Source organism: Pseudomonas sp. RL_5y_Pfl2_73, assembly GCF_963970515.1.
Lineage (GTDB): Bacteria > Pseudomonadota > Gammaproteobacteria > Pseudomonadales > Pseudomonadaceae > Aquipseudomonas.
Map to the genome: position 1 here is coordinate 149028 of NZ_CAXAPD010000006.1, position 15152 is coordinate 164179.

The 15152-nt window shown below is 61.5% G+C and carries 13 protein-coding genes; 7 read left to right on the forward strand and 6 right to left on the reverse strand.

Annotated features, from left to right (window positions below; all coding sequences use genetic code 11):
- Positions 1 to 21: 21 nt before the first annotated feature.
- From AACY42_RS08115 to AACY42_RS08130, 4 genes are all read left to right on the forward strand, one after another.
- Positions 22 to 660, forward strand: a complete 639-nt coding sequence (locus AACY42_RS08115) for an FMN-dependent NADH-azoreductase (protein WP_339478445.1) — start codon at positions 22 to 24, stop codon at positions 658 to 660.
- Positions 661 to 772: 112 nt separating this feature from the next.
- Positions 773 to 1663 (forward strand): esterase/lipase family protein, encoded by an 891-nt coding sequence (locus AACY42_RS08120; RefSeq protein ID WP_339478446.1) that lies wholly within the window; start codon positions 773 to 775, stop codon positions 1661 to 1663.
- 96 nt (positions 1664 to 1759) lie between these two features.
- Entirely contained in the window at positions 1760 to 2032 is a 273-nt protein-coding gene (locus tag AACY42_RS08125; RefSeq protein WP_339478447.1) for a PsiF family protein, read from the forward strand.
- Between the two features lie 218 nt (positions 2033 to 2250).
- Positions 2251 to 3264 (forward strand): AI-2E family transporter, encoded by a 1014-nt coding sequence (locus AACY42_RS08130; protein ID WP_339478449.1) that lies wholly within the window; start codon positions 2251 to 2253, stop codon positions 3262 to 3264.
- A 131-nt stretch (positions 3265 to 3395) separates the two neighbouring features.
- Here the strand turns inward: AACY42_RS08130 and AACY42_RS08135 are convergent, their stop codons facing one another.
- Positions 3396 to 4670 (reverse strand): Hsp70 family protein, encoded by a 1275-nt coding sequence (locus AACY42_RS08135; protein WP_339478451.1) that lies wholly within the window; start codon positions 4668 to 4670, stop codon positions 3396 to 3398.
- 296 nt (positions 4671 to 4966) lie between these two features.
- On the opposite strand from AACY42_RS08135, the gene AACY42_RS08140 reads away from it, so the two are divergent.
- The 3 genes from AACY42_RS08140 to AACY42_RS08150 all read left to right on the forward strand — a co-directional run bounded on the left by AACY42_RS08140 (position 4967) and on the right by AACY42_RS08150 (position 11524).
- Positions 4967 to 5905, forward strand: a complete 939-nt coding sequence (locus tag AACY42_RS08140; protein ID WP_339478452.1) for a DnaJ C-terminal domain-containing protein — start codon at positions 4967 to 4969, stop codon at positions 5903 to 5905.
- Positions 5906 to 6073: 168 nt separating this feature from the next.
- Positions 6074 to 6373 carry a chaperone modulator CbpM gene (locus tag AACY42_RS08145; protein WP_339478454.1) on the forward strand — a complete coding sequence of 100 codons (300 nt, stop codon included), beginning with the start codon at positions 6074 to 6076 and terminating at the stop codon, positions 6371 to 6373.
- 111 nt (positions 6374 to 6484) lie between these two features.
- On the forward strand, positions 6485 to 11524 hold the full coding sequence (locus AACY42_RS08150) for an NEL-type E3 ubiquitin ligase domain-containing protein (RefSeq protein ID WP_339478456.1): 5040 nt from the start codon (positions 6485 to 6487) through the stop codon (positions 11522 to 11524).
- 90 nt (positions 11525 to 11614) lie between these two features.
- Here the strand turns inward: AACY42_RS08150 and ureC are convergent, their stop codons facing one another.
- From ureC to ureA, 5 genes are all read right to left on the reverse strand, one after another.
- Positions 11615 to 13315 (reverse strand): urease subunit alpha, encoded by a 1701-nt coding sequence (ureC, locus tag AACY42_RS08155; protein WP_339478458.1) that lies wholly within the window; start codon positions 13313 to 13315, stop codon positions 11615 to 11617.
- A 123-nt stretch (positions 13316 to 13438) separates the two neighbouring features.
- Positions 13439 to 13747: an urease subunit beta gene (locus AACY42_RS08160; protein ID WP_339478460.1), complete on the reverse strand. Its 309-nt coding sequence runs from the start codon at positions 13745 to 13747 to the stop codon at positions 13439 to 13441.
- Complete coding sequence (locus AACY42_RS08165; protein ID WP_339478461.1) at positions 13744 to 14277, reverse strand: GNAT family N-acetyltransferase; 534 nt, start codon at positions 14275 to 14277, stop codon at positions 13744 to 13746. The genes AACY42_RS08160 and AACY42_RS08165 overlap by 4 nt, the downstream gene beginning before the upstream one ends.
- Positions 14278 to 14284: 7 nt before the next feature.
- Entirely contained in the window at positions 14285 to 14818 is a 534-nt protein-coding gene (locus tag AACY42_RS08170; protein ID WP_339478462.1) for a GNAT family N-acetyltransferase, read from the reverse strand.
- Positions 14819 to 14827: 9 nt separating this feature from the next.
- Positions 14828 to 15130, reverse strand: a complete 303-nt coding sequence (gene ureA / locus AACY42_RS08175) for an urease subunit gamma (protein WP_003197350.1) — start codon at positions 15128 to 15130, stop codon at positions 14828 to 14830.
- Positions 15131 to 15152: the final 22 nt, after the last annotated feature.

Below are 15152 nucleotides of genomic sequence, written 5' to 3' on the forward strand. Positions count from 1 at the left end.
GCCGTATAAAAGGAGATTAAGATGAGTAAAATTCTTGTGGTGCATGGCAGTCCCCGTGGTGAACGCTCTCATTCCCGGCGTTTGACCGAGGCCTTTGTTTCGGCGTGGCAGGCCGCCCATCCGCAATCCCAATTGACCCGTCGCGAAGTCGGTCGGACGGTGATTGCGCCGGTCAACGAAGCTTTCATCGCCGCGGCGTTCTACCCCGAGCCCCAGGCGCGACCGTTGACCATGCAGGCGGACCTGGCCCTGAGCGATGTCTTGGTCGGGGAGTTGCTAGCCCATGACCGATTGGTGATCTCCGCGCCCATGCACAATTTCAGCGTGCCCAGCGGCGTGAAGGCCTGGATCGACCAGATCGTGCGCATCGGGCTGACGTTCAACCACAGCCTGGATAACGGCGTGTCGCACTACGAGCCGCTGGTGTTGGGTAAGAAGGCGCTGATCGTGACCAGTCGCGGCGATTTCGGTTTCGGGCCCGGCGGCCAGCTGGAAAGCATGAACCACGCCGACACGCTGTTGCGCACCGTCCTGGGGTTTATCGGCATCACCGATGTGACGGTGGTGGCGGCAGAAGGCGAAGAATCGGCCGAGCGCAGCTTTGCGTTGTCCTGCGCCGAGGCCCAGGAGCGTTTGCTGGCGCTGGCGCGGACGTTCTGATCGGCCCAACGGGCGCAATCTCTGGCCATGGGGCCATGGCAGTGACACGGGTGTCATAGACAGGTCATCATCAGTACCGATGCTGACCCCTCTTGATCACAAGGATGTCGCCATGTCGCAACGCTGCGCCACTCGTTACCCGCTGGTACTGGTCCCGGGGATGTTCGGGTTCATACGCCTGGTGCTGTATCCGTACTGGTATGGGATCGTCTCGGCGTTGCGTCGCGGCGGGGCCGTGGTCGTGGCGGTGAAGGTTTCGCCGCTGCACTCTTCCGAGGAGCGCGGCGAGCAATTGCTGGCGCGGATCGAGGAGATCCTGCGGCAAACCGGTGCGCCGAAAGTCAACCTGATCGGCCACAGCCAAGGCAGTCTCACCGCCCGCTATGCAGCCGCCAAACGCCCGGACCTGGTAGCGTCGGTCACGTCGGTGGCCGGCACCAACCACGGCTCAGAACTGGCGGATTACCTGCAAGCCCACTACCCCGCCGACAGCGCCAAGGGACGCGTGCTCAGTGCCGTGCTGCGCCTGATCAACACCTTGATGAGCCTGCTGGAAACCGGTTATCGCGGGCCGAAGCTGCCGGTGGATATTCACGCTTCCCATGCCTCCCTGACCACCGCCGGGGCGGCACTGTTCAACCAACGTTATCCACAGGGTCTGCCGCTAACCTGGGGCGGCAATGGACCGGAAGAGGTCAATGGCGTGCGATATTACTCGTGGTCCGGCACCTTGCAGCCGGGCAAGACTGACAAGGGGGGCAACCTGTTCGACGGCACCAACCGCAGCTGCCGTTTATTTGCTCGTACGTTTGTTAGGGAGGCGGGGCAGTGCGACGGTATGGTCGGACGCTACAGCTCGCACCTGGGCACAGTGATCGGCGATGACTATCCGCTGGACCACTTCGATATCGTCAATCAATCGCTGGGGCTGGTGGGCAAGGGGGCCGAGCCGATCCGGTTGTTTGTCGAGCATGCCGAGCGGTTGAAGGCTGCTGGCGTGTAGCTCAGGCACAGAGGATCCACCTGGTGAAGGTGTAACAGGTTTTGTCTACACTGCACTTCATCGCCACACCCTCGTGTGGCAGCCAGGAGAACCACCATGAAGACGCTGCGTGTGCCTTTGTTGATGATCGGTTTATTGCTTTGTTCCCAGGGCTTCGCCGAAACGGCGCAGCAGTCTAAGATGACCACCTGCAACGCCGACGCTACCGCCAAGGCGCTCAAGGGCGACGAGCGCAAGGTCTTCATGAGCAACTGCCTCAAGGCTACCCCGCAGGAGCGCATGAAAACCTGCAACGTCACGGCCACCGAGCGGGCTCTGAAGGGGGACGCCCGCAAGGCGTTCATGAGTGAGTGCCTGAAGAAAAAATAAGCGTTGAATCCATAACTCTATCGCGAGCAAGCGCGCTTCCACAGTGGGTTTGTATTGTCCGGCCCAGGGTGGAAGCGCGCTTGCTCGCGATGAGAGCGACACAGCCACTGCAAAAAACACCTGAACTGCGACCAAGGTCGGCCGACACAATCCCTAGTGCTGCCAGCGGATCGCTGGCAGACTGCCGATCCTTTTACGCCGTTTTGTCCTGAGGCTGTATGCCAACGTTTTCTCAGCGTCATGTGTTGTTGGTGATCAGTTGGGTGATCATTTTTGGTGGGCTGTTGCTGGTGTTGCCGCTGCGCCTGTTGCCGAGCCTGCTGGCCGGGCTGCTGGTGTTCGAACTGGTCAACATGCTCACCCCGCAGTTGCAACGCCTGATCGAAGGCCGCCGCGCTCGCTGGCTGGCGGTGGCATTGCTGGGCACGCTGGTGGTCAGTGCGCTGACGCTGATCTTCGCAGGTGCCTTCAGTTTCCTGTTACATGAAGCGGAAAACCCTGGCGCGTCCCTGGACAAGTTCATGACCGTGGTCGACCGTGCCCGTGGGCAATTGCCGCCGTTCATCGACGCTTACCTGCCGGCCAGCGCCGCCGAATTCCGGGTGGCGATCGGCGACTGGGTGAGCAAACACCTGAGCGACCTGCAACTGGTGGGCAAGGACGCGGCCCACATGTTCGTGACGCTGCTGATCGGCATGGTGCTGGGGGCCATCGTTGCCCTGCAACGCATCCCCGACCTGACCAAGCGCAAGCCCCTGGCTGCAGCGCTGTTCGATCGTCTGAACCTGCTGGTCAAGGCGTTTCGCAACATCGTGTTCGCCCAGATCAAGATTTCCTTGCTCAACACCTTCTTCACCGGGATTTTTCTGGCGGTGGTGCTGCCGCTGTTCGGCATACATCTACCCTTGGCCAAGACCCTGATCGTGATGACGTTTTTGCTGGGGCTGCTGCCGGTCATTGGCAACCTGATGTCCAACACCCTGATCACCATTGTCGCCATGTCACTGTCGATCTGGGTGGCGGTGGCGGCGCTGGGTTACCTGATCGTGATCCACAAGCTCGAGTACTTCCTCAACGCCCGCATCGTCGGCGGGCAGATCAGCGCCAAGTCCTGGGAGTTGCTCATGGCGATGCTGGTGTTCGAAGCCGCGTTCGGCCTGCCGGGAGTGGTGGCGGGGCCGATTTATTATGCGTATCTCAAGAGTGAGTTGAAGCAGGTGGGGATGGTTTGATCCGGTAGGCGTCGCCTGTTCTGGCGCCATCGCGAGCAGGCTCGCTCCCACAGTTGACCGAGTTCCTTCAGAGGGAATGCGATTCAATGTGGGAGCGAGCCTGCTCGCGATGGACGCGCCGCAGAACTGGATCAGACCTGAGTGCCGTACCGCTTCATCGCCTCGATCGCCAACCCGCTGCCGATACTGCCGAAGATATTGCCTTCCACATGCCGCGCCTGGGGCAGCATCGCCGAGACGCTGTTGCGCAGCGCCGGAATGCCGCTGGAGCCGCCGGTGAAAAACACCGTGTCGACCTGATCGACCCGCACGTTGGCATCGTTGAGCAACTGCGTGACGCTGCCGCGTACCCGCTCCAGCAAGCCGTCGATGGCCGACTCGAACAAGGCCCGGCTCAGGTCCACGCTCAGGCCCGGCTCGATCCGGTCCAGCGGCACGTGGCGTTGGTCGGATTGAGTCAGCTGGATCTTGGTTTCTTCCACTTCCATCGCCAGCCAGTGCCCGGCGCGCTGTTCGATCAGCTTGAACAGCCGGTCGATGCCGCCGGTGTCTTCGATGTCGTAGCGCATGCTGCCCAGGGCCAGGGTGGTTTTTTGCGAGTACACCGCGTTGATGGTGTGCCAGGTCGCCAGGTTCATGTGGTGGCTGGTGGGCATGTAGGCGCCGCTCTTCATGCGGCTGCCGTAGCCAAACAGCGGCATCAGGCCGGCCAGCGAGAGCTGCTTGTCGAAATCGGTCCCGCCGATGTGCACGCCACCGGTGGCGAGGATGTCGGCGTGGCGGTTGTCGTGTGTGCGGCGCTCGGGCGACAGGCGCACCAGAGAGAAGTCCGAGGTGCCGCCGCCGATGTCGACGATCAGCACCAGCTCCTCTTTCTCGATGGTCGATTCATAGTCGAATGCCGCCGCGATGGGCTCATATTGGAACGAGACTTCCTTGAAACCGATGGCGCGGGCGACGTCCACTAAAGTGTTTTCCGCTTCCTGGTCGGCCATTTCATCGTCGTCGACAAAAAACACCGGGCGACCCAGCACCACTTCTTCGAACTCCCGACCGGCGGTGGCTTCGGCACGTTTCTTCAACTGGCCGATGAACAGCCCCAGCAGATCCTTGAACGGCATGGCCGTGCCCAACACGCTGGTGTCGTGCTTGATCAGCTTGGAGCCCAGCAGACTCTTGAGCGAGCGCATCAGCCGGCCTTCGTAGCCTTCCAGGTATTCGTGCAGGGCCAGTCGGCCATACACCGGACGGCGCTCCTCGAGATTGAAAAAGACCACCGAGGGCAGGGTGATCTTGTCGTCCTCCAGCGCGATCAACGTTTCCATGCCGGGGCGCAGCCAGCCGACAGTGGAGTTGGACGTGCCAAAGTCGATGCCACAGGCACGGGCCGGGGATGCGTTTTTCATGTCTTTCGGGTTCCAGTTGAAAAAACGGCCGCGCAGTGTATGTCAGTGCGGCGCGGATTCGAAGGCCGGTTATCTGCTAATTCGCAATCGTTGGCCTTGAAAGACGGCATCGCACCCCCAAACTTGCTGGCATGAGCCTGGTAGCACAGGGCGGGCACAAGAACCGCCGCCGGCTGCCGATAAACTTCTGAAGCGCCGCCCGTTCACAAACCTTGAGATTGGTCAAACTCCGGGGCTTGTATTACGAGCATGCTGTGCATGGCGGCGCTATATCGATAACGGATGGTGATCCTTCAATGGACTTCAAAGACTATTACAAGATCCTGGGTGTTGAGCCGACGGCCGACGACGCCACGATCAAGGCCGCCTATCGCAAACTGGCGCGCAAGTACCACCCGGATGTGAGCAAGGAAAAGGACGCCGAGACCCAGTTCAAGGACGTCTCCGAAGCCTATGAAGCGCTGAAAAGCGCCGACAAGCGCGCCGAATACGACGACCTGCGCCGCTACGGTCAGCACGGCCAGCCGTTCCAGGGCCCGCCGGGTTGGCAGAGCCGTGGCGGTTTTGACGGCCAGGACACCGGCGACTTCTCGGACTTCTTCAGTTCGATCTTCGGCAATCGCGGACCGGGTTTCGGTGGTGGGCAGTCAGGTCGCAGTGCCGGCCGTCGAGGACAAGACGTGGAAATGGAATTACCGATCTTCCTGGAAGAGACCCTGTCGAGCGAGTCGAAAAAGGTCAGCTTCCAGGTGCCGCAGTACAACGCGGCCGGCCAGCATGTGAGCAACACCAGCAAAAGCCTGAACGTGAAGATCCCGCTGGGGGTGACCGACGGCGAACGCATCCGCCTCAAGGGCCAGGGTGCGCCGGGCGTCGGCGGCGGTGCCAATGGTGACTTGTACCTGATCATTCGTTTCGCGCCGCACCCCAAGTTCGACGTTGAAGGCCAGGACTTGATCATCACGTTGCCCCTGGCGCCGTGGGAATTGGCGCTGGGCACTGAAGTGGCGGTCCCGACCCTCACCGGCAAGATCAACCTCAAAGTCCCGGCCGGCAGCCAGAATGGCCAACGCATGCGCGCCAAGGGCCACGGTCTGCGTAACAAGGCCGGCGAGCGCGGTTACCTGTTCGTGCAACTCAAGGCCGTGATGCCCAAGGTCAGCGACGAAACGGTCAAGGCGTTGTGGGCGGAACTGGCGAAGAAAGCCGTGTTCGATCCGCGGGAGAACTTCTGACAGCGCCCCGTTTCTGTTGGTAGGAGCTGTGTAGGAGCTGACGAGTGAAACGAGGCTGCGATCTTTTGATCTTGATCTTTCGCTCTAAACTCAATGGGTAACGGAAAGATCGCAGCCTCGTTTCACTCGTCAGCACCTACACAGTAAAAGCATTGGGAGAAGCAGACCATGAGCAACCCGATCATTGAACTGAACCTGGTGGAATTCTGTGAAGCCGCCGCATTGGCCGATGTCCATGTGATCGAAATCGTCGAGCATGGCATCCTCGAACCCCACGGCGCGGCCCCGACGGATTGGCGTTTCACCGATTACGAACTGACCCTGGCCAAGCGTGCCGCGAAGCTGCGGCACGACCTGGACCTGGAATGGGAAGGCGTTGCCCTGGCGCTGGACCTGCTGGAGGAAGTCCAGCAATTGCGGGACGAGAACCGGCGGCTGCGCCGGCAGCTGGGTCGTTGGGTGGACTGACAGCGGCGCTCGTGCCCGTTATGTCTTGTCGAAATAGCGATAAATAGTTACCGCACTCTTCGAGCGCGCGCTGGTTAGGCTCGGGTTTTCCAGCATCAAGGACGACCCGATATGTCAGAACCCATTCTTCCCCCCGTGAGGCCTGAAGCCCGCGGCCTGCACTTGGACCTGCTCAAAACTCGTATTCCCGGTTGGTACAGCGGGGCCATCGTGCAGCGCCAGCAGGCGCTGAGCGAGCATGCGCTGGAACTGCCAGACTGGTATGTAAAGGCCTCCCACGAAACCAGGGCCAACCTCAAGAGCCGTCATTCGCGCTACCGCGAGACCTTGAACCAGGTCGATAACACCTTGGGCGATATCCGGGATGTTCGTGCCTTTGCCGAGCCGCTGCTTAAGCAGGCGATTGAGGCTGAGTTCAAGCAGGAGCTGAACGTCCACCAAGTCTATTTCGTCCGCAAGTACGGACGCCAAGTTCGCAGTGATTTCTTTGGCGCGCTCGTCCTGGATAACGGAGAGCGTCATTTCAATCAGTACGAATACCACGGCGCTTCGCTGTTGGAGACCGCGCTGGGCAACTTCGAACCTGACGAAGAAAACCAGCCAGGTTGTGCCGATTGCACGCTTATCACCACTCAGCGCCCGTTTTATGGTGGGGCGGTCGAGCCTTCCATCAGTGCCTTTCGCGCGGGGGCGTTGTCGATTGCGCCCCAAGCCTTTGCCAAGCTATGTCGCACGTTGGACCTGGGGCGCCAGTATCAAGAACACATCAACGCTATCGTACGGCCGGCAGATGAGGTGTCACGCAACCCGTTGGACCGCCAACTGCGCGATCATCACCGGCAAGGTTTGGCGCTGAGCATGGAGCTCGCCTGGGCAAAGGGGGATATCAGTCGGGCGGCTTATCGAATGTTGCAACAGGTGGTCGGCGACCAGGACGCAATCACCTTGGACGACCGCGCGGTGACCTTCACTTCGCTGAACGTTTTCGACATCGAGTTGGTTGGCCCGGTGCTGATCGGACCGGAGCGTGAAAACAGCCGGCGAGTCGAGCGGCTCGTGGCCTACCTTCCCGGTGATCCCGAGCAGCCGCTGAAGGAGTTTGCTTCCAGCGCCGACTTCATGGCTGAAACGCGGCGGCGCCTGCACGGCATCACCTATCGGCGCTTTTTCAGCCGTTTTGTGCCGCTGCGCAAGCAAGGCGTTTTTTTCGAGCAGTTCAACCGGTTCTACCAACCCTCTGAGCAGGCAGAGGACCAGGTCGACTACCCGCTCAAGCCGAACCTGCGGCGGCTGCCCATGGGCACTTCGCCCATTCCCGCCCCGTTGTGGGAGTCCTTGCGGCGACGGCAGATCCAGAAGATCCAACTCGACGCACGGGCGGTAGCGGTGCCCACCGGTGATGAAGACAAGAAAGCCCGTCTGGCGCGCCAGGAAAGTTATTTGAATGCGGTCATCGATGTGCTCAACCTGGGAGCGTTCGTCGTGCCAGGGCTGGGGCCGCTGATGTTGACGGTTGGGGCGGTACAGATGTTCAACGAGGCCTTTGAGGGCATCGAAGCGTTCGAACGGGGGGAGACCAAAGAAATGTGGGCACATTTTTCCAGCGTCGCCCTCAATACCGCGTTCGTGGCCACGGGCGCCGCGGTGCTGCCGCATATCCAATGGTCCAACGCCGTGGATCAGTTGGAACCGGTCCAGTTGGACAACGGCGAATCGCGGCTGTGGCGTCCCGACTTGACCCCTTACCGGAGCGATCTTGTGCCGCCCGCGGGTGCAGTGCCGGACGCTCGAGGTTTGCATCGGGTCAACGGCCGTCAGGTCCTGGTGCTGGATGGCCAGCACTATGAAGTGCAGCGGGATCCGTCCACGCAGCGGTATCGCATTCGGCACCCCTCCCGACCGGATGCCTATCAGCCCGAGTTGACGGACAACGGCAGCGGCGCGTGGAACCATGAACTGGAGCACCCCTATGGCTGGGAGGGCGCGAAGTTGATAAAGCGGCTAGGGCATCGGGTCAAGGATTTCAGCGCGGCGGAACTGGAGCAGATTCGCATCGCCAGCGGCACCCCTGACGATGTGCTACGACGTGTACACGTGGAGGGCGCGCCGATGCCGGCGTTGCTGGCCGATACGATCACGCGCTTCGACATTTGTCGGCAAATCGAGGTGTTGACCGGGCAACTGCAAAGCGAAGACGCGCTGCAATACGACAACGCCGAGCCGATGGCCCAGTTGCACTTGCTCACCCGTTATGGCCCGTGGCCAAAGGGGCTGCAGCTGGAGGTGCTCGATCACTCGGGCAGGCGTCTGTGGCAATTCGCCCCCGGGCCTGAAGGTAACGCCGCAGCCCAGGGGGGCAGCCTCGCCGAAGCGAACGTGCGGACGCCTTCGGTGTTGAAAAACCTGATCGAGGCGGTGGATGCCGCCGGCGGCGACCTGTTGGCGGATGCGCGCCCGGCCATGGCGAAAACCGACATGCCGGCCCGAGTTCGCCAGCTCAGGAAAAAACTCGCGGAGATCGTGGTGCGTGAGAAAGCGGGTTTGTTCAATGACTATTATGGCAAGGAGGACTTCTCGAACGACCCCCGTGCGACGTTGATCAAATCCCGCTTCCCTTCGGTCCCCGCCGGGGCAATCGACCAGATGCTGGCCCATGCCAGCCCGACTGAAACAGAACACATGGCTGCATGGGATTTCGCCAATGCAGCCCAGACCAAACCCATCCCGTTGCGTATCGCCGAAGAGCTGCGTCATTTCCAGCGGGCCGTGCGGATGAACCGAGCCTACGAGGGGTTGTACCACGAGCCGTTGGCCACCGCCGATACGTCGCGGTTGGCGCTGGCGACCTTGAAAACCTTGTCGGGTTGGAGTGATGCGGTGCGCATCGAGTTGCGCGAAGACGACGTGACCGGCGTATTGATCGACGCGATCGGGCCGCAGGACGCGCAGCAGATCAAATACGTGGTCAAGGATGAGGAGGCCTACAAGTCTTTCGACGACCAGGGCAACGACCTGAGCCACTGGGGGAGCCTCTACGATGCGTTGCTGCGTGCCCTTCCGGATGCCGAGCGCCAGGCAATCGGCCTGCCGTCGATCCATCAAGCAGACCTGTTGAAACAGACCATTGGTGCCGCCCCATTGAGCCGGGATTCCCTGGCGAGCCTCTTGAAGCTGCCACCGATCAAGCCCTGGTTCAAATCGCCGATGCGCCTGGCCTCGGGCCAGCTCGGCTACCCGTTGGGGGGGCTGCGCGAACTGTTGGGGGTGGGGCGTTCACCGCAAAGCCGGGTCCTTGAGCTGTACCCGGACTATACCGCGCAAGAAGTCGAGGCTTTGCTGGATTCATTGGGCGGGGGAGCCGTCAAGGAACTGAAGCGGCGTAAGGTCGAGCTGAATATGCTGCATCGGGATCTGGACCGTTGGGCCAACACGCCGGCTTGGCGTGAGGTGGGGCGTCAGCGTTACGTGGATGTGGACCCGCAAGCCAGGCGAGCGCTGGCTGAGCGCATCAAGCGTTGCTGGCGGCGCCAGGCTCCGGTGGTATCGGCGATGGACGGCAGCAGGGTGGGATATGAGTTGAGGATTAGCCAACAGTATGTGGGAGGCCTTCCCGACCTGACCGCCGATTTCAGCCATGTGGTCTCACTGAGGTTGAATGATATGGGGCTTACAACCGCGGACAGTGAAAGTTTCCTCGCCAGTTTTTCTTCCCTTCGCTGGTTGGATATGACCCGCAACAGGCTGACTCATCTTCCCGCCACGCTAGAGGCGATGAAGGGCCTGACCAAGCTCGATCTGGGATCTAATCAGATATTTCTGACACCCCAAAGCGTCGTAACGCTACAAAGCTTGACCCGACTGAAAGTACTCAATCTGGAGTTTAATCCGCTGGGAAGCTTGCCGGATTTCAGTTTTTTGTCCGATCTGAGGGGCCTGTATTTGAAGGGCACCGGCATTAGTGTCTGGCCCAGCGGCCTCAGTGAGCTGCCTCTGGATCGGCTGGATTTGCGCGACAACCAACTGACCCAGGTCCCGGACAATCTGATTGATCCGCCGGCAGAGCGTGCTCGCGCCACCGCTCGCCTCAATGGGGTGACGCTCTTGCAGGGTAATCCGTTGAGCGAGCTGACCGAGCAGCGCTTGGGCGATTACTGGACGAACCTCTCGCTGTCGCATCCGCAATGGCTGGCTTTGCGTGGGTACGGTGCGTTTGGGCCTGCCTCTACCGGCAGGCCGTCAAGCGTGCAGCAGTGGTTACGCAATTTGCCGGGAACCGAGCTAGAGACAAAGAAAGCTTTGTGGCAAAGCCTGGCAAATGAACCGCAGTCCAAGGAGTTGTTTCACCTGTTGAATCGATTGGCCGGTTCTTACGAGGGCCAGGAAAACTATTCGGACCTTCAGGCTCGTGTTTGGCAGATGCTTGAAGCGGCCAGGGATTCCACGCAGTTGCGTCGTGAACTGTTTGAACTGGCCGGCGCCCCGGCGTGCGTGGATCGGGCGTCGTTGTCGTTCAGCTACCTGGAAATCAGGTTGATGATTCACAACGCCATGGCTACGGCGGCGGCAGGGGACGAGGCGGCGACGTTGGTTCGCCTGGCGAAGGGGTTGTTTCGCCTTGATGAGGTGGAGCGCATCGCCCAGCAGGATATCCAGCAGCGGCGTGATGCTATCAATGCCCGTCTCGATCTCACGGCCGCGAAGAAGGTCGAAAAAATAAAGAAGATAGAAGAGGTCGAGGTTCGTCTGGCCTATCGCGTGGGTCTGAAGGCGCGACTGGAGCTACCGAAACAACCCTCAGGCGCACGGTTTGTCTCGATGGGACAGGTTACGGGTCCGATGCTCGATGCGGCGGCCGCCCTCGTCTTGGCGCTGGACGATACGCCTGCGCAATTCCAGTCGCTGGTGAGCCGGGATTTCTGGATCGACTACCTGAGGCAACAACATTCGGCGCCCTTCCAGGCGCTGACCGACACGCTCATCGCCAAGCAGATTGAACTGGATGAGGCGAAGGTCGCCGGCACCCTGGAGGCGACCGACTATGCCTCTCAATCCGAGGCGTTGGCCTTGCAGCATGGCATCAAGGAGGCGGAGCTGATTCAGTCATTGACTCAATCGGAACTGGACGCGCTGAAGGAAAGTACCGAATTGTAGGTTGAACCCGCTCGGTCATTTCAGGGCAGTGAATCTCTGTGGCGAGGGCGCAAGCGCCCTCGCCACAGCATGTTCGGCAAGCGATCCCACTCAGAACAGGAAATAACGCTGCGCCATCGGCAGCACTTCGGCCGGTTCGCACCATAGCAACACACCGTCGGCCTTGACCTGGTAGGTCTGCGGATCGACGTCGATGCTCGGCAGGTAGTCGTTGTGGATCAGGTCGGTCTTCTGCACATCGCGGCAGCCTTTGACCACGGCGATTCTTTTCTTCAGCCCAAGTTGTTCCGGTAACCCCGCCTCGGCGGCGGCCTGGCTGATGAAGGTCAGGCTGGTGGCATGCCGCGAGCCGCCAAAGCTTGCGAACATCGGTCGGTAGTGCACCGGTTGCGGTGTCGGGATCGAGGCGTTGGCATCGCCCATCAGGCTGGCGGCAATCGCCCCACCCTTGAGAATCAAGGTCGGCTTGACGCCGAAGAACGCCGGGCGCCACAGCACCAGATCAGCCCACTTGCCCACTTCGATGGAGCCCACTTCATGGCTGATGCCATGGGTGATCGCCGGGTTGATGGTGTACTTGGCGATGTAGCGCTTGATACGGAAGTTGTCGTTGCCTTCGCCGTCGCCGGGCAGGGCGCCGCGTTGCTTCTTCATCTTGTCGGCGGTCTGCCAGGTGCGCGTGATGACTTCGCCGACGCGGCCCATGGCCTGACTGTCGGAGCTGATCATCGAGAAGGCGCCGAGGTCGTGGAGAATGTCTTCGGCGGCGATGGTCTCGCGGCGGATACGGCTTTCGGCGAAGGCCACGTCTTCGGCAATGCTCGGGTCCAGGTGATGGCAGACCATCAGCATGTCCAGGTGTTCGTCGATGGTGTTGCGGGTGAACGGCCGGGTCGGGTTGGTGGAGCTGGGCAGCACGTTGGCGAAGCCGCAGGCCTTGATGATGTCCGGCGCGTGACCGCCACCGGCACCTTCGGTGTGGTAGGTGTGGATGGTGCGGCCCTTGAAGGCGGCGAGGGTGGTTTCCACGAAACCCGATTCGTTGAGGGTGTCGGTGTGGATCGCCACCTGCACGTCGTACTGGTCGGCCACGCTCAAGCAGTTGTCAATGGCGGCCGGGGTGGTGCCCCAGTCTTCGTGCAACTTCAGGCCGATGGCGCCGGCCTTGACCTGCTCGATCAACGGCTCTGGCAGGCTGGCGTTGCCCTTGCCGGTGAAACCGATGTTCATGGGGAACGCATCGGCGGCCTGGAGCATGCGCGCCAGGTGCCAGGGACCGGGGGTGCAGGTGGTGGCGTTGGTTCCGGTGGCCGGCCCCGTGCCGCCGCCGATCATGGTGGTGACGCCACTCATCAGCGCTTCTTCGATCTGCTGCGGGCAGATGAAATGGATGTGGGTGTCGATACCGCCGGCGGTGAGGATCATGCCTTCGCCAGCGATCACTTCGGTGCTGGCGCCGATGGCGATGGTCACGTCGGGCTGGATATCCGGATTGCCGGCCTTGCCGATGGCCGCGATGCGTCCGTCCTTGAGGCCGACATCGGCCTTGACGATCCCCCAGTGGTCGATGATCAGCGCGTTGGTGATCAAGGTGTCCACGACCTCGGCGGCCAGCAGTTGACTCTGGCCCATGCCGTCGCGAATCACCTTGCCGCCGCCGAACTTCACTTCTTCGCCGTAGGTGGTGAAGTCCTTTTCCACTTCGATCCACAACTCAGTGTCGGCCAGGCGGACCTTGTCACCGACGGTGGGGCCGAACATGTCGGCGTAGGCTTGTCTCGAAATCTTCATGTGCTTTCCTGATCGTTCCCACGCTCTGCGTGGGAATGCCGCCATGGACGCTCTGCGTCCGCTTGTGTGACGCGGAGCGTCACGGGATGCATTCCCACGCAGAGCGTGGGAACGAGCTGACGCTTAGTCCAATTCGCCCATGACCCGCCCGGCAAATCCGAACACCCGGCGATGCCCGGCCAGGTCCACCAGCTCCACTTCGCGGCGCTGGCCCGGTTCGAAGCGCACCGCGGTGCCGGCCGGGATGTTCAGGCGCATGCCACGGCTGGCGGCGCGGTCGAAGGTCAGGGCGTCGTTGGTCTCGAAAAAGTGATAGTGCGAGCCGACCTGGATCGGCCGGTCGCCGCTGTTGGCAACGTTCAGCGTGAGCGTGCGGCGGCCTACGTTGAGTTCGATGTCGCCAGGCTGGACCTGGTATTGCCCTGGAATCATTGCGGTTGCCCCAAAGTCTTGTAGTAAATGGCGGTCGGTGTGTAGGTCCCGTCCGGGCTCTGGCAGTAGTCCGGCAGTTCGCCGACGCGGATGTAGCCCATGGCGCGGTAGAACGCTTCGGCCTCGGAGCCGGCCTCGGTGTCGAGGTACAGCAGGCCGCGCTTGTGCTGATGGGCGCCGAGTTCCAGGGCGCTCATCAATTGTTGGCCCAGGCCCCGGCGGCGGGCCTCGCCGCGGACCAGCAGCTTCTGCACTTCGGCCCGGTTGAGGCCGTTGGGTTTCTGGCACAGGCCTAGCTGGACGCTGGCTTGCACCTGTTCGTCCTTGACCACTACCCACAGCAGCAGGTGGCCCTGGTTGAGGCTGGCCTGGACCTCGTCGAAATAGGCACGTGCCTGGACGGCATCGAGATCGGCCATGAACCCCACGCTGGCGCCGTACCCGACGGCGTCGAGCAACAGATCGATCAGGCCCTGGCGATAATGCGCAAAGCTTTCAGCGTGGACTCGACGCAACTGGGCAGCGTTCATTGGCTTTTCACTCCTTGTTGACGGCAGGCGGTAGCGCCCCGGGATTGAGGATCAACTGCATGAAAGTCAGGTCCAGCCAGCGGCCGAACTTGGTACCCACCTGGGGCATCTGCCCGGTGGTGACGAAACCGGCCCGCTCGTGCAGGCGGATCGACGCCGTGTTGCCGCTTTCGATGGCGGCGACCATGACGTGTTTGCCGCAGGCCCCGGCCCGCTCGATCAGTGCATTCATCAACAGCGGGCCGAGACCATTGCCGCGCTGGTCGCTGCGCACGTAGACCGAATGCTCCACGGTGTGCCGGTAACCATCGAAGGGGCGCCAGTCGCCGAACGAGGCATAGCCGAGCACGTTTTCATCGGCATCGACGATCACCAGTACCGGGTAACCCTGGGATTGCCGGGCGCTGAGCCAGGCTTGGCGATTGCCCAGGTCCACCGCCTGTTCGTTCCAGATCGCCGTGGTATTGAGGGCGGCGTCGTTGTAGATGTCGCGGATCGCTGGCAGGTCCGGGTGTTGGCCGTCACGAACGTGGGGAGTCATGGCACGGCCTCAGGCGATGGGCTGGTGGACGGTGACCAGTTTGGTACCGTCGGGAAACGTCGCCTCGACCTGAATCTCGGGGATCATTTCCGGGATACCTTCCATCACCTGCTCGCGGCTCAGCAGCGTGGTGCCGTAGTGCATCAGCTCGGCGACGGTCTGGCCGTCACGGGCGCCTTCGAGCAGGGCCGCGGAAATATAGGCCATGGCCTCCGGGTAGTTGAGCTTCAGGCCACGGGCCAACCGTCGTTCGGCGACGAGGCCGGCGGTGAAGATCAGCAGCTTGTCTTTTTCGCGTGGAGTCAGGTCCATGTGCAATCCATAAGGGCAGATA

Bases quoted from the DNA above. Each gene is read 5' to 3' on its own strand.
- AACY42_RS08115 (WP_339478445.1), top strand. From the start codon at position 22: ATGAGTAAAATTCTTGTGGTGCATGGCAGTCCCCGTGGTGAACGCTCT.
- AACY42_RS08120 (WP_339478446.1), top strand. From the start codon at position 773: ATGTCGCAACGCTGCGCCACTCGTTACCCGCTGGTACTGGTCCCGGGG.
- AACY42_RS08125 (WP_339478447.1), top strand. From the start codon at position 1,760: ATGAAGACGCTGCGTGTGCCTTTGTTGATGATCGGTTTATTGCTTTGT.
- AACY42_RS08130 (WP_339478449.1), top strand. From the start codon at position 2,251: ATGCCAACGTTTTCTCAGCGTCATGTGTTGTTGGTGATCAGTTGGGTG.
- AACY42_RS08135 (WP_339478451.1), bottom strand. From the start codon at position 4,670: ATGAAAAACGCATCCCCGGCCCGTGCCTGTGGCATCGACTTTGGCACG.
- AACY42_RS08140 (WP_339478452.1), top strand. From the start codon at position 4,967: ATGGACTTCAAAGACTATTACAAGATCCTGGGTGTTGAGCCGACGGCC.
- AACY42_RS08145 (WP_339478454.1), top strand. From the start codon at position 6,074: ATGAGCAACCCGATCATTGAACTGAACCTGGTGGAATTCTGTGAAGCC.
- AACY42_RS08150 (WP_339478456.1), top strand. From the start codon at position 6,485: ATGTCAGAACCCATTCTTCCCCCCGTGAGGCCTGAAGCCCGCGGCCTG.
- ureC (WP_339478458.1), bottom strand. From the start codon at position 13,315: ATGAAGATTTCGAGACAAGCCTACGCCGACATGTTCGGCCCCACCGTC.
- AACY42_RS08160 (WP_339478460.1), bottom strand. From the start codon at position 13,747: ATGATTCCAGGGCAATACCAGGTCCAGCCTGGCGACATCGAACTCAAC.
- AACY42_RS08165 (WP_339478461.1), bottom strand. From the start codon at position 14,277: ATGAACGCTGCCCAGTTGCGTCGAGTCCACGCTGAAAGCTTTGCGCAT.
- AACY42_RS08170 (WP_339478462.1), bottom strand. From the start codon at position 14,818: ATGACTCCCCACGTTCGTGACGGCCAACACCCGGACCTGCCAGCGATC.
- ureA (WP_003197350.1), bottom strand. From the start codon at position 15,130: ATGGACCTGACTCCACGCGAAAAAGACAAGCTGCTGATCTTCACCGCC.